Annotated in this window: 20 protein-coding genes and 2 pseudogenes; 14 read left to right on the top strand and 8 right to left on the bottom strand. The window is 68.7% G+C overall.

The features are described 5' to 3' along the window. Positions 1–776: 776 nt before the first annotated feature. Entirely contained in the window at positions 777–1,073 is a 297-nt protein-coding gene (locus OG966_RS17305; RefSeq protein ID WP_326650574.1) for a hypothetical protein, read from the bottom strand. A gap of 423 nt (positions 1,074–1,496) precedes the next feature. Here OG966_RS17305 and OG966_RS17310 point away from each other — a divergent pair, with 423 nt between their 5' ends. The 4 genes from OG966_RS17310 (at position 1,497) to crcB (OG966_RS17325) (ending at position 3,419) form a co-directional block, all read left to right on the top strand. Then, a complete protein-coding gene (locus OG966_RS17310; RefSeq protein WP_326650575.1) occupies positions 1,497–1,754 on the top strand; it encodes a hypothetical protein in 258 nt (85 codons plus the stop codon). 518 nt (positions 1,755–2,272) lie between these two features. Continuing rightward, entirely contained in the window at positions 2,273–2,704 is a 432-nt protein-coding gene (gene crcB / locus OG966_RS17315) for a fluoride efflux transporter CrcB (RefSeq protein WP_326655255.1), read from the top strand. Then, positions 2,701–3,048 (top strand): DUF190 domain-containing protein, encoded by a 348-nt coding sequence (locus tag OG966_RS17320; RefSeq protein WP_326650576.1) that lies wholly within the window; start codon positions 2,701–2,703, stop codon positions 3,046–3,048. Before crcB (OG966_RS17315) ends, OG966_RS17320 begins: the two co-directional genes overlap by 4 nt. Next, on the top strand, positions 3,045–3,419 hold the full coding sequence (gene crcB, locus OG966_RS17325; protein WP_326650577.1) for a fluoride efflux transporter CrcB: 375 nt from the start codon (positions 3,045–3,047) through the stop codon (positions 3,417–3,419). Before OG966_RS17320 ends, crcB (OG966_RS17325) begins: the two co-directional genes overlap by 4 nt. A gap of 10 nt (positions 3,420–3,429) precedes the next feature. On the opposite strand, the gene OG966_RS17330 is transcribed toward crcB (OG966_RS17325), so the two are convergent. Further along, entirely contained in the window at positions 3,430–3,912 is a 483-nt protein-coding gene (locus OG966_RS17330; RefSeq protein WP_326650578.1) for an inorganic diphosphatase, read from the bottom strand. A gap of 411 nt (positions 3,913–4,323) precedes the next feature. Between OG966_RS17330 and OG966_RS17335 the strand changes: the two genes are divergently transcribed. Then, a complete protein-coding gene (locus OG966_RS17335) occupies positions 4,324–5,814 on the top strand; it encodes a SulP family inorganic anion transporter (protein WP_326655256.1) in 1,491 nt (496 codons plus the stop codon). A gap of 433 nt (positions 5,815–6,247) precedes the next feature. Here the strand turns inward: OG966_RS17335 and OG966_RS17340 are convergent, their stop codons facing one another. The 3 genes and pseudogenes from OG966_RS17340 to OG966_RS17350 form a co-directional block, all read right to left on the bottom strand. After that, positions 6,248–6,970: a potassium channel family protein gene (locus OG966_RS17340; RefSeq protein WP_326650579.1), complete on the bottom strand. Its 723-nt coding sequence runs from the start codon at positions 6,968–6,970 to the stop codon at positions 6,248–6,250. Continuing rightward, a pseudogene (locus OG966_RS17345) lies at positions 6,963–8,000 on the bottom strand (TrkH family potassium uptake protein). The gene OG966_RS17340 and the pseudogene OG966_RS17345 overlap by 8 nt, the downstream one beginning before the upstream one ends. 23 nt (positions 8,001–8,023) lie before the next feature. Further along, positions 8,024–8,353, bottom strand: coding sequence for a hypothetical protein (locus OG966_RS17350; protein ID WP_326650580.1), 330 nt, complete (start codon positions 8,351–8,353; stop codon positions 8,024–8,026). 303 nt (positions 8,354–8,656) lie between these two features. On the opposite strand from OG966_RS17350, the gene OG966_RS17355 reads away from it, so the two are divergent. The 6 genes from OG966_RS17355 (at position 8,657) to OG966_RS17380 (ending at position 12,845) form a co-directional block, all read left to right on the top strand. Continuing rightward, positions 8,657–9,016 carry a hypothetical protein gene (locus tag OG966_RS17355; protein ID WP_326650581.1) on the top strand — a complete coding sequence of 120 codons (360 nt, stop codon included), beginning with the start codon at positions 8,657–8,659 and terminating at the stop codon, positions 9,014–9,016. Between the two features lie 179 nt (positions 9,017–9,195). Next, entirely contained in the window at positions 9,196–10,437 is a 1,242-nt protein-coding gene (locus OG966_RS17360; protein WP_326650582.1) for a cation:proton antiporter, read from the top strand. Next, entirely contained in the window at positions 10,424–10,675 is a 252-nt protein-coding gene (locus OG966_RS17365; protein WP_326650583.1) for a CBS domain-containing protein, read from the top strand. Before OG966_RS17360 ends, OG966_RS17365 begins: the two co-directional genes overlap by 14 nt. Continuing rightward, on the top strand, positions 10,672–11,970 hold the full coding sequence (locus OG966_RS17370) for an ArsB/NhaD family transporter (RefSeq protein WP_326650584.1): 1,299 nt from the start codon (positions 10,672–10,674) through the stop codon (positions 11,968–11,970). Before OG966_RS17365 ends, OG966_RS17370 begins: the two co-directional genes overlap by 4 nt. Before the next feature lie 3 nt (positions 11,971–11,973). Continuing rightward, the gene (locus OG966_RS17375; RefSeq protein WP_326650585.1) at positions 11,974–12,249 is read left to right on the top strand and encodes a hypothetical protein; all 276 of its coding nucleotides are present in this window, start codon (positions 11,974–11,976) and stop codon (positions 12,247–12,249) included. A 110-nt stretch (positions 12,250–12,359) separates the two neighbouring features. Next, entirely contained in the window at positions 12,360–12,845 is a 486-nt protein-coding gene (locus OG966_RS17380) for a CBS domain-containing protein (protein ID WP_326650586.1), read from the top strand. A gap of 59 nt (positions 12,846–12,904) precedes the next feature. On the opposite strand, the gene OG966_RS17385 is transcribed toward OG966_RS17380, so the two are convergent. From OG966_RS17385 to OG966_RS17395, 3 genes and pseudogenes are all read right to left on the bottom strand, one after another. Next, positions 12,905–13,264, bottom strand: a complete 360-nt coding sequence (locus OG966_RS17385) for a hypothetical protein (protein WP_326650587.1) — start codon at positions 13,262–13,264, stop codon at positions 12,905–12,907. A gap of 118 nt (positions 13,265–13,382) precedes the next feature. Further along, a pseudogene (locus OG966_RS17390) lies at positions 13,383–13,778 on the bottom strand (two pore domain potassium channel family protein); the annotation flags it as partial. A 151-nt stretch (positions 13,779–13,929) separates the two neighbouring features. Further along, positions 13,930–14,991: a PucR family transcriptional regulator gene (locus tag OG966_RS17395; RefSeq protein ID WP_326650588.1), complete on the bottom strand. Its 1,062-nt coding sequence runs from the start codon at positions 14,989–14,991 to the stop codon at positions 13,930–13,932. Positions 14,992–15,255: 264 nt separating this feature from the next. Here OG966_RS17395 and OG966_RS17400 point away from each other — a divergent pair, with 264 nt between their 5' ends. The 3 genes from OG966_RS17400 (at position 15,256) to OG966_RS17410 (ending at position 23,019) form a co-directional block, all read left to right on the top strand. Next, complete coding sequence (locus OG966_RS17400; protein ID WP_326650589.1) at positions 15,256–15,867, top strand: hypothetical protein; 612 nt, start codon at positions 15,256–15,258, stop codon at positions 15,865–15,867. A gap of 39 nt (positions 15,868–15,906) precedes the next feature. Further along, on the top strand, positions 15,907–17,952 hold the full coding sequence (locus tag OG966_RS17405; RefSeq protein WP_326650591.1) for an SPFH domain-containing protein: 2,046 nt from the start codon (positions 15,907–15,909) through the stop codon (positions 17,950–17,952). Positions 17,953–18,036: 84 nt separating this feature from the next. After that, complete coding sequence (locus tag OG966_RS17410) at positions 18,037–23,019, top strand: DNA repair ATPase (protein ID WP_326650593.1); 4,983 nt, start codon at positions 18,037–18,039, stop codon at positions 23,017–23,019. The last annotated feature ends 34 nt before the right edge of the window (positions 23,020–23,053 follow it).

Here is a 23,053-nt window from a genome sequence, read left to right on the forward strand (position 1 = left end):
GTGCCGACGCCTACCGCAGAGCCTGACGGCGGGCCCGGGGTGGCCCGGGTACTCCTCGGCGATGACCGGGTCCACCCGAACCAGCCCCCCGGCGACCGGGACCTCGCGCGAAAGACCGATCCCCGAACCATGCCGGGCCGCCGGATCCGGTAGCCTGTCGACGGTCAGACGTCAGGAGCCGCGTCCAGGTACGAGGTGCTCTACAGAGCACCGGGGGACGGGATCAAGAGCCGTTTGACCGGACGCCTCCGTCGCCTCCGTTCGCCTCCGTGGGGCTTGCGGCAAACCTTAAAAGCCCAGGTCAGAGCCATCCCGCGGATGCCGCCGAAAACGCTCCGCCCTCTTTCTCGGAACGCTCAGCGCATCATTGCAGCTCAGAGCTTTGCCGACGGCGAGGTCGGATTCCCCTGGCGCGGCCTGGCCACCCGCCACGAGAAGACCGCCACCATCTTCAAAGCCGGCCTCCACATCGCGGGCATCTTCATCTGGTCAGCGAGATGATCCGGGGGAATCGGCTTCGGGCCTTTCCGCAGAATCGGCGCGCCGGGCGCTTTAAACGCAGGGGCCGGGCGGCCGAGGGCTCGAGGTGGAGCTGCTCGATCGCCTCGATCACGAACCAGGTGGGGTGGTCCTCGGGCAGCCAGTCGCACAGGTCAGGGGGCTGCAGGGGTGCAGCAGCGCTTGGTCTCGATCGCATGTGAGGATGTTCTGTGGCATGCCCCGATGGTCCAAAACGGCCTGGACAGCAAAGGTTTGCGCGACAGCCTCCTCGAGAATCAGGTGCCAGAGTTGTCGACGAACCCCACGATATCGAGATATTCGATTTTGGGCGGGACGCCATAAATCCCGGTCACCTTGTCGACGAGCTCCTCTGTGAAGAAGGCGCGGCCTTTCTCCTCGTCATCCCACACGTAGAAGTTCCTTGCCTGAACGCCGTCTTCGTCGAGCATGAAGCTCTTGAAGCGAAGGCCGGCCATGCCTTCGAACGGTCCTCGGAGTTCGCCGACAATCTTTGCGATAGTTGAACGATCGAACTTGTCGGTCTGCGCGAAAGTCACGAGCACGCCGATCATCGGGCCTCCTATCGATCGAGTGATGCTAGCGGCGGATCCTAGTACACGCGGCCGGAAATTCTGGTCGTCAGGCCGCGAGTCGGAGGTGCGGCTCGCGGTCGGCGATGCGGGCCAGGAGCGCGTCGAGCTTTGCGTGCGCGAACGCCTGCTCGAACGGGCGGGCAATTTGGCGGTGCAAGGACACCTGTCTTCCCCCGCGCCCCGGCGGCCGGGCAATAGCCCTGCCTCCCGAGGGCTTGCTGATCCGGAAGAAGCGGCCTAGTCGCAGCGTGCGACCGTCACGTCAGCCCGTCTCGCGCATGCGCCGACCGAAGGGGTGTTCGGCGGGCAGCCAACGACGGAGCTTCGCGAGCTGCTGCCGCCCACGCGGCCGCACCATCCCCCCGGCTCCGGCTCATGCCGACCGCGTGCCACAGTGGACCGGTGCTTTCACGGTGGTGGTACGCCTTGATCAGCGCCGGATGCCTGCTGGTGTTCCTCATTGCCGCAGGCGTCGGTGCCTGGGCCGATGAGCAGCGCATGGGTTGGGTGTCGTCCGGCGGCATCATGGTCGGCGGCAGCGCGCTCGGCGTCGGCCTGGTGATGACTGGACGGGCGGTGCTGCCCGGGCGGCTGCGGCGGGCAATGTTCCGTGTGCCTCCGCCCGAAGGGCGGCACCGTCGGCCGGAGCCGCCCCTTTGAACCGTTCCGGTCCGCCGGGATGCCGGCACACGGCGCGTACCGGTAGGTCCTGTGCAGGTGAGCCGGGAAGTCTGCTCGGCGCGGTATCCGCCATGCTCAGGAACCCCGTGCCAATCCGATCGACGACCACCCTGGGCCGCCGCGACCCGGGGCCTCGGACCGGTGCGCGTACGCGGGCGTGGTGGAGCACTGCTCGGGCAGCTTCACGGCCTCGAACGCCGCCCCAGGTCTAACTCCTGGCCGCTGCCCCCGCGGGTAGAGCGACCGGCCTGAAGGCCGGGCTCGGCGGGCCCGCCCTGCCTGATCTTCCGCAATCGGTAGACTCGGTGACGGCGGCGTCCATGGTGGGCTGTCGCGCGGCGGTGGGGCCCGCCGTACCCGAACCGCGGCCTGCTGCGCCGCCAACGGTCCCTACTTGCGATCGGCCGGCGCCCGCGTGTGCCCTTGCAGGTAGGAGACGTGTGTCCAGGGAAGCCTTCTCATCCCGTACGGTGCAGCCCACCGACCCGGACGTCGATCTGTCCGTCCCTGCCCAGCGCCGCGAGGCGGCCGGCGGGCTGCGGTCCGTCGTCGCCGTCGTCGCGCTCGGCGGCGCACTGGGAGCATCCGCCCGGTACGGCGCCTCGCTGATATGGCCCACCGCGGCAGGCGGGTTCCCCTGGACGACCTTGCTGGTGAATGCCGCCGGGTGTGCGGTGATCGGCGTGTTCATGGTCGTGATCACGGACGTGTGGGCGGCGCACCGGCTGGTGCGCCTGTTCTTCGGCACCGGCGTGCTGGGCGGACTCACCACGTTCTCCACCTACGCGGTGGACATCCAGCGCCTGGTGGACGGCGGGCAGGCCCGTGCGGGGCTGCTGTATCTGGCGGCGACCGTGGCGGCCGCTCTGGTGGCGGTGTGGAGTGCGGTGTGGGCGACCCGCCGCGTACTGGCGTGGAGGCGGCGATGACCAGGCTGACGGGCAGGGCCCTGCGGGTGACGATCTTCATCGGCGAGAGTGACCTGTGGCACCACAAGCCTGTGTACACCGAGATCGTCCACCGGGCCCGCAAGGCCGGGCTGGCCGGGGCGAGCGTGTTCCGCGGGATCGAGGGCTTCGGCGCGTCCTCCCTCATCCACACCCAGCGGCTGCTGTCGCTGAGCGAGGACCTCCCGGTGGCGGTGGTCATCGTGGACGCCGAGGACAAGATCCGCGCCTTCCTGCCCGAGCTGGACGAACTCGTCGGAGAGGGGCTGGTGATCCTCGACGACTGCGAGGTCATCCGCTACGTCGGACGGGAGAGGGCGAAGTGAACTGGCTGCTGGTGATTGTCGGCGGCGCGGTCGGCGCACCCTTGCGGTTCCTGACCGACCGGGCGGTGCAGAGGCGGCACGACACCGTCTTCCCCTGGGGCACCTTCACCGTCAACGTCGCCGGCTGCCTCGTCCTGGGGCTGCTGACCGGCGCGGTCACGGCCGGGGCCGCGTCCTCACAGGTGCAGCTGCTGCTCGGCACCGGGCTGTGCGGGGCCCTGACCACCTACTCCACGTTCTCCTACGAGACGCTGCGCCTGGCCGAGGACGGCGCGAAGTTCTACGCCGCCGTCAACGTGATCGCCAGCGTCGTGGCCGGCCTCGGCGCTGCCTTCGCCGGCGTCGCCCTGGCCGAAACCCTCTGGGCGTAGGGCCTGCGGGTCATGCGGCGTGCGTTCGGGAGCGGGCTGCCCCGATCTCCGCGTACGCCTGCTCCCGGCCCTCCCAGTGCGAGCCCTCCACCGACTTGCCCGGCTCGAGGTCCTTGTAGACCTCGAAGAAGTGGGTGATTTCCAGCCGGTCGAACTCCGGGACATCCCCGATGTCCCGTACATCCGCGAACCGCGGGTCGTGGGCGGGCACGCACAGCACCTTCTCGTCGGGGCCCTTCTCGTCCTTCATGACGAACATGCCGACCGCCCGGCACTCGATCACACACCCGGGGAAGGTCCGCTCGCCGACGATGACCAGGGCGTCCAGCGGGTCGCCGTCACGGCCCAGGGTGCCGTCGATGTAGCCGTAGTCGGCCGGGTACTTCGTCGCGGTGAACAGCAGCCGGTCCAGGCGGATCCGGCCCAGCTCGTGGTCCATCTCGTACTTGTTGCGGGACCCCTGGGGGATCTCCACGGTCACGTCGAACTCCATGACGGTCTCCACCGGTGCGGCTCGTCCATGGACCAGGGACCGTCAGCGGAGCTGAGCCCCGCGGTTGCGGTGAGCCCCATCACCGGCACGATGCGCCGTGCGCTGCCCTGCCGTTGCCGTGTCGAGGTCGACGTTGCCCCCGGCGAAGATCCGATTCTTGCAGGAGACAAGCGTGCGTGACCCCATGACGCCCGGCGCCGCCCGCCTGCCCGCCGTGACGCTTCGCCCCCGGATGTGAGTCGGGCCGCGTCGGCCTGCTCCGTCCCGCCTCGGTCTTCCGGCTCCGCGCTCACGGGGCCGCCGCAGGGAGCCGGCCCGGCTCCCCGCGTCCTCCCGCACGCCCCGGCCTGCCGAATGGGGTCTGCCCGAGCACGACAGGTTTCTGTTCCCTTGTCTTCTGCTGATACCACTGTGTCCCCGGCCGCGCGCCTGCGCGGCCTGAAGCCGGACTGGCTGTCCGATCCGAAGGTTTGGCGTACCGAGATCCTGGCGGGCCTGGTCGTCGCCTTGGCGCTGATCCCCGAGGCGATCTCGTTCTCGATCATCGCCGGTGTCGACCCCGCGATCGGGCTGTTCGCCTCCTTCACCATGGCCGTCGTCATCTCCATCGTCGGCGGCCGGCGGGCGATGATCTCCGCCGCGACCGGCGCCATCGCTCTCGTCATCGCACCGCTCAATCGTGAGCATGGTCTCGGCTACCTGATCGCGGCCGTCATCCTGGCCGGTGTCTTCCAGGTTGTGCTGGGCGCGCTGGGGGTGGCGAAGCTGATGCGGTTCATCCCGCGTTCGGTGATGGTCGGCTTCGTCAACTCCCTCGCGGTCCTGATCTTCATGGCGCAGGTTCCTGAAATGACCGACGTGCCGTGGGCCGTGTACCCGCTGATCACGGCCGGTCTGGCGCTGATGGTCTTCTTCCCGAAGATCACCACGGTGATCCCGGGGCCGCTGGTCTCCATCGTGATCCTGACTGTCATCACCGTCGGCGCGGCCGTCGCGGTCCCGACCGTCGGCGACAAGGGCGACCTGCCCTCGGCCCTGCCGGTGCCGGGGCTGCCGGACGTGCCGTTCACGATGGACACGCTGGCGACGATCGCCCCGTACGCGTTCGCGATGGCGCTGGTCGGCCTGATGGAGTCGCTGATGACCGCGAAGCTGGTCGACGACATCACCGACACCCACTCCAACAAGACCCGCGAGTCCATCGGCCAGGGCATCGCCAACATCATCACCGGCTTCTTCGGCGGCATGGGCGGCTGCGCCATGATCGGCCAGACGATGATCAACGTGAAGGTGTCCGGCGCCCGGACCCGTCTCTCGACCTTCCTGGCGGGTGCGTTCCTGATGGTGCTGTGCATCGTCTTCGGCCCGGTCGTCTCCGACATCCCCATGGCCGCCCTGGTCGCCGTCATGATCACGGTGTCGTTCGCGACCTTCGACTGGCACTCCGTCGCCCCGAAGACCCTCAAGCGGATGCCCGCGGGGGAGATCACCGTCATGGTGATCACCGTCGCCTGTGTGGTCGCCACCCACAACCTCGCCGTCGGCGTCATCGTCGGCTCCGTCACCGCCATGGTCATCTTCGCCAAGCGCGTCGCCCACCTGGCTGAGGTCACCGCAGTCACCGACCCCGACAACGCCACAGTGGTCTACCGGGTCACCGGCGAGCTGTTCTTCGCCTCCACCAACGACCTCGTCGGCCAGTTCAGCTACGCCACCGACCCGAAGAGAGTCGTCATCGACCTCTCGGCCGCCCACATCTGGGATGCCTCTTCCGTCGCCGCCCTGGATGCCATCGAGACCAAGTACGCCCAATGTGGCAAGACGGTTGAGATCACCGGTCTGAACAACCCGAGCGCCGACCTCCACGGCAAACTCACCGGCGAACTCACCGCCAATCACTGACCTATCCGCCCCTCCCAGAACCGCGGGACCCCGCCCCACAGGCGGGGATCTCCCGCGTATGCGGCAGGCGTTCCTTCATGTCTGCTGATTCGCGGATCAGTGCGCGTTCTGACGTGGTGAGTGGTTCGCTGTTGATCGGCGCCGCTGTGGTGGCGCAGGCGTGGGCGAACTCGCCTCTGTCCCACTCTGAAGCCCTGCGCTCGTTCACCGTCGGCCCCGCGCCCTGCACCTGGACCTGGACGTGGAGGCGTGGGCGGCCGACGGGCTCCTGGCGGTGTTCGCCCTCGCCTCGAGCCTGGCCGTTTGCCGAGTTGTCTCGCCCGCGCGGCCGCATCCTGGCACCGTCGCGGAACAGCCGAAGGCGGCGGCTGACCCTCGCAGAGCCGACAGGCCACCCCTGGCCCGCCCTTCCGGCCTCGTGACGAGGTACGTCTCAGCTGAGCTCGGCGAACGCCTCCACCGCCTGGGTCTTGCCGGTGACGATGACGACGTCGCCCCTTTCGACCACGGTCTCGGCCGTCGCGTGGGTGAAGTCCTGGCCCGGTCGCTTGATGCCGACCACGGTGATGCCGTACTTGCTGCGCACCCGGCTCTGGCCAAGCGGGACGCCGGTGGCGATGTCGGGGACGACGGTCTTGACGAGGGCGTAGTCGTCGTCGAACTCGATGAAGTCGAGCATGCGGCCGGTGACGAGATGCGCGACGCGCTCACCCATCTCGTGCTCGGGCAGCACGACGTGGTGCACGCCGAGCCGTTCCAGGATCTGCCCGTGCTGGCGGCTGATGGCCTTGGCCCAGATGTTGGGAACACCGGCCTCCAACAGGTTGGAGCTGATCAGTATGCTCGCCTCTATATCGGTGCCGATCCCGACGACCGCGCGGGAGAACTCGTGTACGCCGAGTTGGCGCAGCACCTCGGGGTCGGTGCAGTCCGCGACTGCGGCATGGGTGAGGGTGTCGCTGTGCTGTTGCACCAGGTGGGCGTTGGTGTCGATGCCCAGGACGTCCCAGCCGCGCCGGGTCAGCTCGTGGGCCAGTGAGCTGCCGAACCGGCCGAGGCCGATCACTGCGACGCGTTGGTCGTGGCCGGGCTGGGCGTACTGGTCCGCGAGCCGCTTACGGCGGCGATGGCGCAGATTGCGCAGGTAGTTACCCAATGACAGGTCGCTCCTCGGGTAGCTGGTAGCGGCGGGTCCGCTCGCGAAGGGCGAGGGCCGAGACCAGGGTGACCGGCCCGAGCCGGCCGACGAACATCAGCAGGATCAGTATCAGCCGTCCGGAGTCCGTGAAGTCGGGGGTGATCCCCGTGGACAGGCCGACGGTTCCGAACGCGGACACTGCCTCGAAGAGCACAGCCTCGAACGAGGAGTTCGTAACGGTCAGCTACTCGAGTGTGGCAGCGACGACCAGCCCCACGCCCAGCAGTGCCACCGTCAGCGCCTGCCGCAGGACGTGGGGTGCGCGGCGCCGGCCCAGGATGCTGGAGGTGGGCTCGCCGCGTACCTCGGCGAGTATGGCCGCAGCCAGCACCGCGAACGTCGTCACCTTGATGCCGCCGGCGGTACCCGCGCTGCCGCCGCCGACGAACATCAGCATGCAGGTCATCAGCAGCGTCGATGCGTCCAGCGCACCGATGTCGACGGCGTTGAACCCGGCCGTACGGCTCATCGCGGAGTAGAAAAACCCGTTCAACAGCTTCTCGTCCCCGTCAAGAGGCCCGAGAGTCCCGGGGTTGTCCCACTCGAGAAGACAGGTGAGCACCGTGCCCGCCAGCAGGAGAGCAGCGGTGGTGACCAGGGTCAGCTTGGCGTGCAGCGACCACCTGCGCCGTCCGGTCGTACGCCGCCGACGCCGGTGGCGCAGCAGTTCCAGCAGCACCGGAAAGCCGATACCGCCCAGGATGACCGCCACCGAGATGGGCAGCGTCATCCAGGCGTCCTGCGCGTAGCGGGTCAGGCTGTCGGCGTACAGTGCGAACCCGGCGTTGTTGAACGCCGAGACCGCATGAAAGAACCCGCGGTACACCGCGTCACCGATGGAATTGGCGTAACCGAACCGGAAGCGCAGCGCGAGAATCGCCCCCACCGCCAGCTCCACAGCAAGGGTGGTCGCCGCGACACCGAGCAGTACCCGCCGTACGTCACCGATGCCCAGGCTCTTGGTCTCCGCCTGCGCGGTGAGCTGCATCCGCAGGCGCAGCTTGCCGGAGATCAGCAGCGCCAGCAGGGCGCCAGGGCAATGATGCCGAACCCGCCGACCTGGATCAGCGCCAGGATCACGCCCTCGCCGAACCCGCTCCAATACGTTCCCGTGTCAACCACGACGAGACCGGTGACGCACACCGCCGATGTGGAGGTGAACAGCGCGGTGACAAAGCCCGTCGCGCTCCCCTGCTCGGACGCAATGGGCAGCGACAGCAGCCCGGTCCCGCCCAGGATCACGGTGGCGAAGGCCAGCACGACCGTACGGGCCGGGTGCGTGGTGAACAGCGACTGCCGCACCCCCATCGTGCCTACCGTCACCTGTCGCCTTTCCACCACGCTGCATACCGTCCGCCCGGGCCCTTGCATTGACACCCCGTCAAGGCTCCGCGGGCCGTCACCCTACCCCCGCCACCTGGGATTCGGCGTAAACCCAGCCGCGTGCCAACTGGGCACGGGGATGTTTCTTCGGCAGGGGGCCCATGTGCAGGAAGAGCAGGTAAGAACAGGATCTGCCATCGGCAGGCAAGACAGCGCGGGGTTGCCGTATCAGGGCACTGATTGGTTGCTGGGGGCGGTGGCACTATCTCTGCATCGGCGTGGCCGGACCGCTCGCGTCCCCAACTCGGCCCTGGAGGGGAAATGTTCCATTGGCTGTGGATAACTGTCTGGTCGGCGATCGTGCTGCCCCTGGCTGCGCTGTTCCTGTCCGGGCGGGTGCCGCAGTGGATGCGGCGGCAGTCCACACCTGGCGGACTCAAGGTGAAGGGGATCGCGATCCTGGTCCTGTATGTGGCCTTGCTGATCCCGCCCGTCACGGCCATGTCCGGAATGCGCTCCGAGGATGCGGACTTCTTGCGGATGGTCCTGGTCCCTGTGGCCGTCTTTGGCGGAAACGGACTCGTTCTCGGGGCGACCCTGTGCGAGCGTTTCAACCGCCGCGATGCCGAGCGCGCTGGGTCATCCGTCGTGCGCTCGACTTGGCGGGACGGTCGTGCCTGACAACCACGCGACGGAGGAGCACAGAACTTTGCCGGGATCCGGCAACGTGGCGGCGCCGCGTGCGCGCATGGGAGACCTGTCAATGTCGCGTATGGGACGTGTAAAGTCCAGCGTGGTGTGCCGGGAAGCCTGGTCGGCGAATTCGAGAGAGCTCTCTTTGCCGATCAGGGGACACCCTCATGGTGCTCGTTGCCGTTTTCGGAGTCGCACTGCTCATCGCGGTGCTGCTCTCCGGGCTTGCCGCCCGTACCGTCCTGTCCACGTCGTTCCTCTTCCTCGTCGGCGGGGCGCTGGTCAGTGACGGCTTTCTTGGCCTGATTCACATCACGCCGGACAGCGAGATCGTCGCGGTCACCGCGGATCTCGCCCTGTTCGCGGTGCTGTTCACGGACGGCATGCACGTCTCTTTCCCGAAGTTGCGGGCCAATTGGAAGAACCCGGCGCGGGCTCTGGGCCTGGGCATGCCGCTGGCGTTTGTCGGCATGGCCCTGATCACGCACTATGTGGTGGGTCTGGACTGGACGACGTCGTTCCTGGTCGGTGCGGTGCTCGCGCCCACCGACCCGGTGTTCGCCTCCGCGATCGTCGGCCGCAAGGAAGTCCCGGCCAAGCTGCGGCAGTTGCTGAATGTGGAGAGCGGCATCAACGACGGCCTCGCCCTGCCGGTCGTCCTGATCCTCATCGCCGCGGCCGGCCCCACGGCGGGCCCCGCGCACGCGTCGCTCGGGAAGATCGCCCTGGAGCTGGGAGGCGGCCTCGCCCTTGGCATCGTGCTGCCGCTGCTCGTCACGGGCCTTGTGCGGTTCCGGCTGCTCGGCGCGGAGCCGAAGCTGCAGTCGTTGTTGCCGCTGGCCACCGGGATCATCCTGTATGGGCTGTGCCACCTCACCCACACCAACTCCTACCTCGCGGCCTTCTCCGCCGGTGCCGTTCTCACCGCGGCGTCCCCGGAGGCGAAGGCGGCGTTCGAGACGCTCGGTGAGGCACTGGCCGAGCTGGCCAAGTTCGCGGCCCTGCTGGTCTTCGGCGCGCTGCTGACCCCGCAGCTGTTCGGCGACCTCTCCCTCGGCGGGTACGTCGCCGTGGTCCTGGCGATCGTGCTCATCCGCCCGGCATCGCTGCTGATCTCGCTCATCGGAACGCGGTTCGACCGACGGGAGAAGCTGGTCGCGGCGTGGTTCGGGCCGAAGGGCTTCGCATCGGTGGTGTACGGCCTGCTGGTGCTGCAGTCCGGCATCCCGCACGGCCAGGAGGCGTACACCCTGATCGCGGTCTGCATCGCGGCCTCGATCATCGCCCACAGCAGCACGGACGTGCCCATCGCCCGCCTCTTCCACGTCGAGGACCTGACGGGCATCCCCGCCGACAACGACGCAGCGGAAGTTCGCCACAGCGAGGAGACCGGCCATGCTCGCGCCTGACCTCACGGAGCCCTACCCCTCCGTCTCGACGGACGACAACGCCGTGGACGCAGCCCGGCTGCTCGTCGAGCACAAGCTGCCCACGCTGCTCGTGGTCGACTCCGATCAGCGGCACGCTCTCATGGCCCGGACCGACACCCCACTGGTCGCCGTCATCGAACGCGACGGGGACCAGGTCCGGCTGGTGGGTGCCATCACGGCCGCCCGCCCGTTGGAACGACTCATCGGAGGATCGTGAACGACTGGCAGAGCTGGGCCGCGATCGTCGTCTTCGCCGGCACGTACGCCCTGATCATCAGCGAGAAGATCCACCGCGTGGCGGCCGCCCTCGGGGGCGCCGGGCTGATGCTGGCGATCGGGGCGACCGACGACGAGTCCGCCTTCTACTCCGTGCACAGCGGCATCGACTGGAACGTCATCTTCCTGCTGATGGGCATGATGATGATCGTCGGCGTGCTGAAGAAGACCGGCATGTTCGAGTACCTGGCCATCTGGTCCGTGAAGAGAGCCAGGGCCAGGCCCTTCCGGGTAATGACCATGCTGGTCGTCATCACCGCGGTGGCCTCGGCGCTGCTCGACAACGTCACCACCGTGCTGCTCGTCGCCCCGGTCACCCTACTGGTGTGCGAACGGCTCGCCCTGCCCGTCGCCCCGTTCCTGATCGCCGAGGTCCTGGCCTCCAACATCGGCGGCATGGCGACCCTCGTCGGCGACCCGCCGAACATCATCATCGCCAGCCGAGCCGGCCTCACCTTCAACGACTTCCTCGTCCACCTCGCCCCGCTGTCCGCTCTGCTGATCGTGGTCCTGATCGCGCTGTGCCGCTTCCTGTTCCGCAAGTCCTTCGTCTACGACGAGGACCGCGCGGCAGAGGTGATGGACCTGGAGGAGCGCGAAGCCATCCGCGACCCCCGGCTCCTGGTCCAGGGCCTGATCGTGCTCACCCTGGTCGTCGCCGGATTCGTCCTGCACCCGGTGCTCCACTACGAGCCCAGCGTCGTCGCGCTGCTGGGCGCCGGCCTGCTCATCGCCCTGTCCACCGCGGAAACCGGTGAGGTGCTGGCCGAGGTCGAGTGGCCCACCCTCGCCTTCTTCGCCGGGCTGTTCATCATGATCGGCGGCCTGATCGAGACCGGCGTCATCGGCGAGGTGTCCAAGGCCCTCGCCGACGCCATCGGCGACAACGAACTGGGCGGCTCCATGCTGCTGCTCAGTGCCTCCGCCGTGCTGTCCGGCATCATCGACAACATCCCGTACGTCGCCACCATGGCGCCCATCACGAGCGACCTGGTCGAGGCGATGGGCGGCGACACGAACCACGTCATGTGGTGGGCCCTGGCCATCGGCGCGGACCTCGGCGGCAACGCCACCGCCATCGGCGCCAGCGCCAACGTCGTCGTCCTCGGCATCGCCGAACGCAACCGCACCCCCATCTCCTTCTGGCAGTTCACCAAGTACGGACTCGTCGTCACCGCCGTCACCGTGGCGATCTCGGCGGGGTACGTCTGGCTGCGCTACTTCGCCCTGGCCTGACCGATGACCACATGGACACAGGCGGCCCTCGCCTGCAGCATCGCCGCGGCCGCGCTCGTCATCCGCACCGCGTTGGCCGAGTTGCGTCGGCCGGGCACCGCTCGACAGCAGTGGCGATTCCTGACGAACAGAAGGGCGGTGATGGCGGGTGCCCTCGGCACAGCGGTGGCCGTCAGTGGACTGGGTCCGGGTCATGCCATATGGGCGCTGCTGGGCGGGGTCCTGACCGCGTTCATCGTCGACCGGCTCACGGACCGATGCGGGGACGGCCGGGAATGAACAGGGCCGGTGGGCACGCGCGCGTATGCGTCGCGTCAAGGTCATCGCCGGGAGCCCGGCAATGACCGACGCTGGGAACAGGGACATGACGAGCAGACGAGGAGCCGGCCGTGCGCGCACGAGACCTGGCAGTTGACTACGAATCGGTGAGCGTCGACAGCGACGCACTGGATGCGGCCCGGCTGATGGCCGAGCACCGGCTCCCCGGGCTCCTCGTGCTGGACGAACACGGCGAACCCAAGGCGATCCTGCCCGCCTCCCAGATGGTCAAAGTCCTGGTACCCGAGTACGTGATCGAGGACCCGACTCTGGCCGCCGTCGTCGACGAGAAGCACGCCGACCGCCTGTGCCAGGCCCTGGCCGGACGCAGTGTCGGCGACTGCCTCACCAGCACCATGTCCCCGCCGCCCATCGCGGATCCCGACGACACCGCGCTGGAGGTGGCGGCGCTCATGGCACGGCTCCGCAGCCCGCTGGTGGCCGTGGCCGAGAAGACGAAAGGCGGCACCCACCTGCTCGGCGTGATCACAGCGGCACACCTGCTGCACGAGCTCCTCCGCGCGTCGGGCGGCCACGGCGGCACGACTCAGCCGTGACCGGCCGGACCTTCCCCATGGATCTGTTCCAGGCGGGGGCGCCGCTGTCGGTTCGCAGTTCAGAGCTGAGCTCTGCCGTGATCTTCCGCGTAGGCCTGGTAGATGTCGTGTGGTGTGCCACCGGTGTGGAGAAAACGCTGGTCGAGGATGGTGGAAAGGTCCGTCAGTGCGGTGGTGAGCAGGGCGGCGGCGAACCGCACCTCGGCGTGGTGCGCGTTGCCGGCACGGTCGGCGAGGTGGGCGGCGTAGCGGACCCTGGCGGCCAGTGAGGTGTGATCCTCGCCTTCGTGGAAGTAGTAGGACTCGGCGAACTGGAGGAAGTCCACCGAGATGCGCGCCACTTCCCCGGCGAGGTTGTCCAGGACGACCGCTCCCAGAGGGGAGTCGAGCTGCGGCGGCGAGGGATCGTTCCGCTGCAACTGGGACAGCCGCAGAGCCAGTGTGCATCTGCGGGCGAGCGCCGGGATAGATTTCCAGCACCCAGGAGACCGTGGCCGTGAGCAGAGCGAAGCCGACGAGGGCCTCCAGGGGCGCGACGATACGCAGCCACGGCTCGGTCGGGGTGATGTCGCCGAGCCCGAGCGCCGCCACGGTGACCAGCGAGATGTACAGCGAATCCACCGGCCCGCCGTGCTCGGCCGGCTTCAGGCCCGCAGCGAACGAGAAAGCGTCCGGCAGGTGCGGCCAGTAGATCAGTGCCCATCCCACGACGACAGTGCCCGCCCACATCGCCACCACTGTCACCATGGCGAGCGGACCGGCCAGCCCTGCCGCCCGTCTGCGAAGAGTGAGGCGCTGGGACAGTCTCCACAGCGCCGCCATGACGTGCCGGCTCAGCCCTCCGTGACGGGTGGGGTGCCACAGAGTGTGGAACACGTCCCGCAGCGCGACCATGAGGAGTGCTGCTCCGACCAATGAGACCAGCCATTTCATACGCGTCTCCCAGAACGTGGCGTATGCGTGCCCAGCATGCACGGCAGCCCGCCCGGTCCCGCGCAGGCCACGCCTCAGTGGTTGGCAACTCGCTGCGCCCAGAGGTGCACTGGGCTCAGTCCCCCGCCGGGCATGCGGACGGCCTGAGCGCTCAGAGATCCTTGTTGGGCCAGTCCAGCAGCCGGGCGCCGATGACCGCTGTCTGGAGGGTGTAGCGGTGGACGGGGTCGCCGGGATCGGCTCCTGTCAGCTTGTGTATGCGGTCGAGCCGATAGGTCATGGCCCGGACGCTCAGGGAGAGACGCCGGGCTGCCTCGGCGGCCACGCAGCCGGTGTCGAAGTATGCGGTGAGCGTGTCGATCAGCGGCTGGGCGCCGCCGCGTGCCTGTTGGAGCGGGCCGAGAACGCTCCGCACGAGGTCGGACATGGCTTGCCGGTCCCGGGTGAGCACTGGATAGACCAGGAGGTCGGCGGCATGCAGCACGGGGCCTTCGAGGTCCATGCGTGCGGCCAGGTCGAGGGCGTTCAGTGCCTCCTCGTAGGAGTGGACGACGCCGCCGGCGCCTGGATGGGGGCGGCCGATGGCCACCCGGCCGCCGTCCGTTCCCGCGTAGGCCTGCTTGGCGAAGAAGCTCAGTACATCGGGCTGGTCACCGGGCGCGATGCAGATCAGCCGGCCGTCCTTCGTGGTGAGCAGGATGCGGCGGTTTCCGAAGCGGGCGACGAGGGACGACTCGATCCGCCGGGTGACGGGAAAGCCGTCGTCGTACTGCTCTGCACCTTGCGCCACAGCGACGGCGTGGGCATGGGAGAGAAGCAGTCCGAAGCGTTCGGCGCGCTCGGCGAGGCGGCCGAGGTCGCTGCGCCCGTAGAGCAGGTCGTCGATGAACTCGCGGCGGGCCGCCTCCTCCTGACGCACAGCCAGTCGCTGGGCGCGCTCATGGCCCTCGGCGAAGGCGTCCACAGACTGCTCGACAGCGGCGAGCAGATGGTCGGCAGCGGAACGGGGCAGCTCTGGCTGCACGGTCTGGGCGGCACAGAGGTGGGCTCGGACCAGAGCACGCAGCCCCATGCCTGCCTCTGCGGCCCGCTCCCCCCTGGTCCGGAGCGATTCCAGTTCATCGCGGGTCAATTTCCGGCCAGTGGCACAGGCAGCGGCCAGGACCTGGGCATACCCCTCCAGATACTCCTCGGGTATCCCTTGCTCCGCCATGGTTCCTCCCCGTTTCCTGACGCGCTGATGACGACTTCCTGGCGCGCAGAGGTCAAGGGTGGCATGCACGCTCCGAGGGTTGGTTACCGGCATCAAGGAGCCATAAAGATTGCCGGTGTACGGCAATGCGAACAGGGCTACAGCGCTGTCAGGATGTGCTGAGCCGGGCGGAGGGACAGATCTTCTGCCGGAAGCCGGAAAGGAGCACCCAGCTCCATGGTCCGGCGGATGTGACTCGTGGTCCGCGCATGAAGGGGATGACCGGTGGCTGAGTTCGTTGAGGCTGCTGCCGGGTTCCCCACGGTGTTGTTCACCTCGGCGCTCGTGGTCGTGATCGGCTTCTGGCTGCTTGTGCTGCTCGGCGCCGCCGACTCCGACAGCTTCGACGCTGATGTGGACACCGACGCGCTGAGCCTCGGCGGAGTGCCTGTCGCTGTGTCGGTCTCGCTGGTGATCGCCCTGGCGTGGTTCGCAAGCTTTACCGGCTCCGTACTTCTCGCCCGTACGGGCATGTCCGGTGCCCTGTTCCATCTGCTCGGCGCGGCTTTGCTCGTCGCCTCCCTGATCTTCGCGTGGCGCATGACGCGGCTGCTCGTGCGACCGCTGGCGAAGCTGTTCCCCGATGAACCCGGGCCGTCCCGGCAGGACTTCGTGGGGCTGACCTGCACCATCCGCACGGGGCGGGTGGACGCGGACTTCGGCCAGGCGGAGGTCGTCGCGCGGGACGGCTCCACAGCTGTCGTACAGGTCCGCCAGACCGGCACAGATGCACTGCCCCTGGGCAGCACAGGGCTCCTGTACGCCTACGACGACGCCGGCGAGTTCTTCTGGGTCGCGCCCTACGACACGGCGCTCGACCCCTGCACCGCCGCCTGAGCCTTCGCTCTTTCTCCACCTCTCACCCGAGGACTTCTCATGGATGCCATCACCATGGGCATCGGCTTGCTCGTCGCCGTTGTCCTGCTCATAGCCATCGCCATGCTCTTCGTCATCAGCCGACTGTTCCGGAAGGTGGAGCAGGGCAAGGCGCTGATCGTGTCGAAGATGCGGAAGGTCGACGTCACCTTCACCGGACAGGTCGTGCTGCCCGTGCTGCACAAGGCCGAAGTCATGGATATCTCGGTGAAGACCATCGACATCTCCCGGACCGGTCGCGACGGGCTCATCTGCCAGGACAACATCCGCGCCGACATCCGGATCTCGTTCTTCGTACGGGTCAACAAGACCGTCGAGGACGTCATCAAGGTCGCCCAGGCCATCGGCACCGCCCGGGCGAGCGACCAGGCGACCCTCCAGGAGCTCTTCAACGCGAAGTTCAGCGAGGCGCTGAAGACGGTCGGCAAGCAGCTCGACTTCACCGATCTCTACACCAAGCGCGATGAGTTCCGGGACCGCATCATCCAGGTCATCGGCACCGACCTGAACGGCTACAGCCTCGAGGACGCCGCGATCGACTACCTGGAGCAGACACCGCTCGCGCAGCTGGACGCCAGCAACATCCTCGACGCCCAGGGCATCCGGAAGATCACCGAGCTGACCGCTGTCGAGCACGTGCGCACCAATGAGTTCCAGCGCCATGAGGAGAAGGAGCTCACCCGGCAGAACGTGGACGCCCGTGAGGCGATCCTGGAGCTGGAGCGCCGCCAGGCGGACGCCGAGATCAAGCAGAAGCGCGAGATCGAGACGGTGCGGGCCCGTGAGGAGGCGGAGACCGCGCGGGTGGTCGAGGAGGAGCGGCTGCGGGCACAGAGCGCCTTCCTCAAGACCGAGGAGCAGCTCGGCGTGCAGCGGGAGAACCAGGGCCGCGAGGTCGCCGTCGCCGCGAAGAACCGCGAGCGCGTCATCGCCGTGGAGAACGAGCGCATCGAGAAGGACCGGCTGCTGGAGGTCATCGCCCGGGAGCGGGAGACCGAACTGACCCGTATTTCCGCCGAGAAGGAGGTCGAGGCTGAGCGGCGCGACATCGCGGAGGTCATCCGGGAGCGGGTGGCGGTGGACCGTACGGTCGCCGAGCAGGAGGAGTCGATCAAGAAGCTGCGTACCGTCGAGGAGGCCGAGCGCAACCGCCAGGCCATCGTCATCGCGGCGGAGGCCGAGGCGCAGGAAAAGCTGGTCAAGGACATCAAGGCGGCCGAGGCGGCCGAGCAGGCCGCTGTGCACCGGGCGGCGGAGGAGCTCACGCTCGCCGAGGCCCGTGGCAAGGCCGCCGACATGGACGCCCGCGCCAAGATCCGGCTCGCCGAGGGCATCCAGGCGGAGGCCGCGGCCGAGGGCCTCGCCGCCGTGCAGGTACGGGAGAAGGAAGCCGACGCTATTGAGAAGACCGGCCGTGCGGAGGCCGGAGCTGCGCAGGCCCGACTGCTGGCCGAGGCCGAAGGAGTACGGGCGAAGGGCGCGGCAGGGGCAGCGGCGATCGGGGACAAGCTCAAGGCCGAGGCAGAAGGCCTGACCGAGAAGGCTGCGGCCATGGCCGCACTCGACGACGCCTCGCGCGGGCACGAGGAGTACCGACTGCGCCTGGAGGCGGAGAAGGACATCCGCCTGGCGGGACTTGACGTGCAACGGCAGGTCGCCGAGGCACAGGCCACGGTCCTCGCCACCGGTCTCGAGAACGCCGACATCAACATCGTCGGCGGCGAGTCCGTCTTCTTCGACCGGCTTGTGCAGTCCATCTCCCTGGGAAAGAGCATCGACGGGTTCGTCGAGCACTCCCAGACTGCTCAGGCTCTCGCGAAGCCGTGGCTGGACGGATCCGCGTCTTTCACCGACGACCTGACGAAGGTGCTGGGCTCCGTCTCCACAGGTGATGTGCAGAATCTGACCGTCTCCGCGCTGCTCCTGAACCTGATGCACACCGGTGTCGCGCCCGCAGCCCAACTGAACCAGCTTCTCGACAAGGCAGGCGAGCTCGGCCTCGCCGACACCCCGCTCACCGCGCTCAACGGGTCCGTCAGGGCCTGAGCGCGGGCACCGACCGGGCCTGTGGCCGCCGAACGGGGGTCGGCGGCCACAGGCCCACTCTTGAGAACCAGGAAAGGTTTTCCCATGGCGACGGCGACAACGGTGCCGACGGCGGGTGGCATGGACGCCGGTACGTACGAGGTGCTGCGCGACCGGCTCGCTGCGCAGGCCATTGAGCTGGCCCGGCGCGCCGAAGCCCTCAACTCGGCCCGTATCGCGGAGTTCGGTTCCACCGAGCTTGCTCTGACCGGCACCGAGCGCATCAGCACCGAGACAGCCTGTCTGCCGCGCGACATCGTCGTCGTCGGCGACAAACTGCTCTTCGGGTGCAGCGCCTTGGCCGCGCTGACGCCCCGGACATCGGTCGGCGACGTCTTCACGCTCTACGACCGTGACCTGAACCGGCTGGCGGAAGACGCCGCTCCCGGCCTTCTGGACGACGCGGACTTCGTACAGGAATTCGCCGCCCTGTGCCGCTACTACCAGGGCGCGCGTCTGACCAGGCTGCGTCGCGTCGAGGACAGGCTTCTGGCCGTGTTCCGCACCGGTGAGAAGGCCGAGGACATACGCGTCCTGCGCTGGGCGCTGACTCCGGCCGGAGAGGCACGTTTCATGGATGCCCGCGGGGAGCGCGACCACTCCTCCCTGCCCTCGCACGACGTCACATGGGTGGAAACCGCCCGCGACGACCACGTGCTCGGCCGGCACCCGCACATCTCCATCGGCGCAGAACTCTTCGTCGCGACGGTCGGCGGCACCCTCACAGTGAAGAGCGAGAACGACACGGAGTCGGGCGAGGGTATATACAGCGAGGGGGTCGACGAGCCGCTGCAGTCGCTCGCCGACGCGGAGGTCGCGTACGCCCGCGTGGGCACTCTGATCCTGCTGCGCGTCCGCCCCTACAAGGAGGACAACCCGCGCCATCTGGTGTTCAACGCCCTCACGAAGTCCGTGGTGCGCCTAGACGGCATCGGGCGGGCCTGCCGCCGGCTGCCCGACGACCAGGGCATCGTTTTCCCCGGTGGCTACTGCCTGGCCACCGGCGCGGTGAAGACCTTCGATGCGCAGACGGCTGCGGACTGGGAGTTCGAGCGCGCTGTGCGCTCCCCGAACGGCGAGGACGTGTTGTACGCCTTCCACTCCAGGGACGAGGGCCGCAGCCTGCTGCTGCCCTACAACCTGATCCGCAAGGAGGTCGCCAGCCCGCTTTCCTGCCGCGGTTACGACCTCTTCGACGACGGCACACTCGCCGTCCTGCGTGCCCCCGACTCCGACGAGCCGGCCCGCATACACCTGGTGCAGCTCTGGCGGAGCCCGTACGTCTGCGACACCCACGCGGCCGCCACGCCCGTCGGCTCCGGGCCGCTCGCCCGTATCGGCAACGCCGACCTGGTCCGTGGCATCTCCGACTGCCTGGCCATCGCCCGCCAGGCCACCGAAACCACCCCGCCTGGCGAGTTGTACGAGGCTCTCGTCGCGGTCTGTACCCGCGCCGCCGACCAGTACCACTGGCTGGGCGACGCGGACGCCGGGGATCTGCGCTCTTTGCTGGACGACGTGCGGGCCACCGCAGGGCAGGTCCTGGACGAGTTCGAGACCGTACAGACGCTGACCCGCCAGGCGGCCGACGCGCTCGATGAGTCAGCCGCGCAGATCGGCAGACTGGTCCGGCGCATCCGCGGCGAGGCACCCGCCTCCGCGGAAGAGTGGATCGCTCGCATCACCGAACTGCGCGCGTCCCAGGGGCACCTGATGACCCTCAAGGAGATGCGCTACGCGGACACCGAGCGCATCGAGGCGCTCGCGCACGACGTCGAGGCGGACATCGCCTCCGCCGCACAGCGAGCGGTGGCCTTCCTCCGGCGCGAAGACGCCTTCGCCGGCTATCACACGGAGGTCGAGCAGCTCACCGCCGACGCCGAGACGATCGCCACCGTCGCCGAGGCGGGGCCGGTCGCGGAACGCCTGGAAGAGCGGGCCCTCGGACTGCAGACGCTCACCGAGGTCGTCGCGGGCCTGAATATCGGTGACGCGACCGTGCGCACCTCGATCCTGGAGCGAATCGCCGAGGTCCTCGGCGGTGCCAACCGCGCCCGCGCAACCCTGCACGGCCGCCGCCGGGAACTCCTCGACCGGGAGGGCCGCGCCGAGTTCTCGGCCGAATTCGCACTGCTCGGGCAGTCGGTGACCGGCGCACTGGCCGCTGCCGACTCCCCCGAGAGCTGCGACGCACAGCTGGCCCGGTTGCTGCTCCAGCTGGAGAACCTGGAGTCGCGCTTCGCCGACCACGACGACTTCCTCACCGACATCGCTCAGAAGCGAGCCGAGGTCTATGAGGCGTTCTCGGCGCGCAAGCAGACGCTTCAGGACGCCCGCGCCCGGCGTGCGGAACGGCTCGCGGACTCCGCCCTTCGGGTCCTGGACGCGATCGTGCGCCGTGCGTCCACCGTGGACAGCCTCGACGCGGTCAACACGTACTTCACCTCGGACCCGATGGTGGCCAAGGTCCGCCACACCGCGGAGGAGCTGCGCACACTCGGCGACCAGGCGCGGGCGGAGGAGCTGGACGGCAGGCTGAAGGCCGCTCGCCAGGAGGCGGGACGGGCACTGCGCGACCGTACCGAGCTGTTCGCGGACGGCGGCGGAACGATCCGGCTGGGCCGGCACCGCTTCGCCGTCACGACACAGGCGCCGGAACTCACCCTCGTCCCGCACGGGGACGGCCTGGCGTTCGCGCTGACCGGCACCGACTACCGCTCTGCCGTCACCGACCCCGAGTTCACAGACACCCGTCCTTACTGGAGGCAGCCGCTGCCGTCCGAGTCGCCCGAGGTCTATCGGGCGGAGTACCTCGCAGCCAGGATGCTGGCCGAGCACGGCGCCGAAGCACTGTCGGGAGGCGACCTGCCCGCCGTCGTACGGCAGGCCGCGGAAGCGGCGTACGACGAGGGATACGAGCGCGGCGTCCACGACGATGACGCGACGGCAATCCTCAGCGTTGTGCTGAGGCTGCGCGAGGATGCCGGACTGCTGCGCTACCCGGCTGCCGCCAGGGCAGCGGCCCAGCTGTTCTGGGCGCACGGGACGACACCGTCAACACGGGAGACGTGGACCCGTCAGGCGATCTCGTTGATCCGGGCGCGTGAGATGTTCGGCAGCGCCCCGGCACTCGACGCACTGGGGGCCGAACTGGGCGGCGCGATGGCCGCGTTCGCATCCCGCATGCCGGGCACACAGCCGTACGGGCAGGGCATCGCGGCCGAGTACCTGCTTGAGGAGCTGTCCTCCGGAGAGTCCTTCGCCACGAGCGCAGCGGCCCGTACCCTGCTCGACAAGTTCCGCCGGGCTGTCGGCTCGTCCCCGTACGACGAGGACGTACGCGCCCACCTTGCGGCCCAGGACGCCGCCGGCGCGCACCGGCTCGTCGAAGGCTGGCTCCTCTCGTACGCGGCCAGCTGCGGCGAGAACATCGACCCCGGCGACCTCGCCGAGGCCGTCGCGCTCGAGGTAACTCCCGCCCTGCCACGCCACGACGTGGACGCACCCATGACGGCTGCCGTCGGCGGCCTGCTCGGCACGCACCCGCGGATCACCCACCGCACCCTGCAGCTCCGACTCGACGAATTCCTCCACCGGACCGCCGACTTCGCCGACCGGGTCGCCCCGGGCTTCCGCGCGTACCAGAAACTGCGCGCCACGCTCGTCGCCGCCGAGCGCACCCGGTTGCGCCTCGACGAATACCGCCCCCGCGTCATGTCCTCGTTCGTACGCAACCGGCTCGTCGACGAGGTGTACCTGCCCCTCATCGGTGACAACCTCGCCAAGCAGCTCGGAGCGGCCGGAAACGGCAAGCGGACCGACAGCAGCGGTCTGCTGCTGCTCGTCTCGCCGCCCGGCTACGGCAAGACGACGCTCATGGAGTACGTCGCCGACCGCCTCGGCCTGCTTCTGGTGAAGGTCGACGGACCGGCCCTCGGCCGCACCACCACCTCCCTGGATCCGGCGGAGGCGCCGGACGCCACAGCCCGCCAGGAGGTCGAGAAGATCAACTTCGCGCTGGCGGCAGGCAACAACGTCCTGCTGTACCTGGACGACATCCAGCACACCTCACCGGAGCTGCTGCAGAAGTTCATCCCGCTGTGCGACGCCACCCGCACCCTGGGCGGCCACGACCTGCGCGGCAAGCGCTTTGCGGTCTGCATGGCCGGCAACCCCTACACCGAGTCCGGGCAGCGCTTCCGCATCCCAGACATGCTCGCCAACCGCGCCGATGTCTGGAACCTCGGCGACGTCCTGACCGGGAAGGAGGACGTCTTCGCGTTGAGCTTCATCGAGAACGCCCTCACCTCCAACCCGGTCCTCGCTCCTCTCGCCGGACGGGACCGCGCCGACCTCGACGTGCTCGTCCGTCTGGCGGCCGAAGACCCCACTGTCCGCCGCGACCTGCTCGCGCACCCGTACGCACCCGCCGAGCTCGACCGGATCCTCGCCGTACTGCGGCATCTGCTCACCGCCCGCGAGACGGTCCTCGCGGTCAACGGGGCGTACATGGCCTCCGCCGCCCAGTCCGACGCCACTCGCACCGAACCGCCTTTCCAGCTCCAGGGCTCGTACCGCAACCTGAACAAGATTGCCCAGCGCATCGTGCCCGTCATGAACGCCTCGGAACTCGCAGCCGTCATCGACGACCACTACAAGGGCGAGGCCCAGACCCTCACTGCGGGCGCCGAGGCCAACCTCCTCAAGCTCGCCGAACTGCGCTCCACCCTGACCGATAAGCAGGCCGCCCGCTGGGCCGAGATCAAGTCCCCCTATGCACGCCGACAGGCGCTGGGCGGCCCCGAGGAGGACCCCCTCACGCGGGCCGTGGCCGCCCTCGGCCTGCTCGCCGACCGGGTGGCCGCGGTGGAATCCGCGATCGTCCGGGCTGCCGATCCCCGCCATTTGCTCAGCGCTCCTCACGCCACGGGACACGAGGCGAATCCCAAAGGATCACGTGACCGGCAGGACGGGGAAAGGTCAGGTTCGGGGCCTGGGGCCGCACGTACGCTTCCGGTCGATCGGTAGGCTGCGCCGCCCGGCTGGGCCAGGCGGTGGTGTC

Origin of the sequence: Streptomyces sp. NBC_01750, assembly GCF_035918095.1 — a bacterium.
GTDB lineage: Bacteria > Actinomycetota > Actinomycetes > Streptomycetales > Streptomycetaceae > Streptomyces.

Coding starts and splice junctions, on each gene's coding strand:
- OG966_RS17305 (WP_326650574.1), bottom strand. CDS start 1,073: ATGATCGGCGTGCTCGTGACTTTCGCGCAGACCGACAAGTTCGATCGT.
- OG966_RS17320 (WP_326650576.1), top strand. CDS start 2,701: ATGACCAGGCTGACGGGCAGGGCCCTGCGGGTGACGATCTTCATCGGC.
- OG966_RS17330 (WP_326650578.1), bottom strand. CDS start 3,912: ATGGAGTTCGACGTGACCGTGGAGATCCCCCAGGGGTCCCGCAACAAG.
- OG966_RS17355 (WP_326650581.1), top strand. CDS start 8,657: ATGTTCCATTGGCTGTGGATAACTGTCTGGTCGGCGATCGTGCTGCCC.
- OG966_RS17360 (WP_326650582.1), top strand. CDS start 9,196: ATGGTGCTCGTTGCCGTTTTCGGAGTCGCACTGCTCATCGCGGTGCTG.
- OG966_RS17365 (WP_326650583.1), top strand. CDS start 10,424: ATGCTCGCGCCTGACCTCACGGAGCCCTACCCCTCCGTCTCGACGGAC.
- OG966_RS17375 (WP_326650585.1), top strand. CDS start 11,974: ATGACCACATGGACACAGGCGGCCCTCGCCTGCAGCATCGCCGCGGCC.
- OG966_RS17395 (WP_326650588.1), bottom strand. CDS start 14,991: ATGGCGGAGCAAGGGATACCCGAGGAGTATCTGGAGGGGTATGCCCAG.
- OG966_RS17405 (WP_326650591.1), top strand. CDS start 15,907: ATGGATGCCATCACCATGGGCATCGGCTTGCTCGTCGCCGTTGTCCTG.
- OG966_RS17410 (WP_326650593.1), top strand. CDS start 18,037: ATGGCGACGGCGACAACGGTGCCGACGGCGGGTGGCATGGACGCCGGT.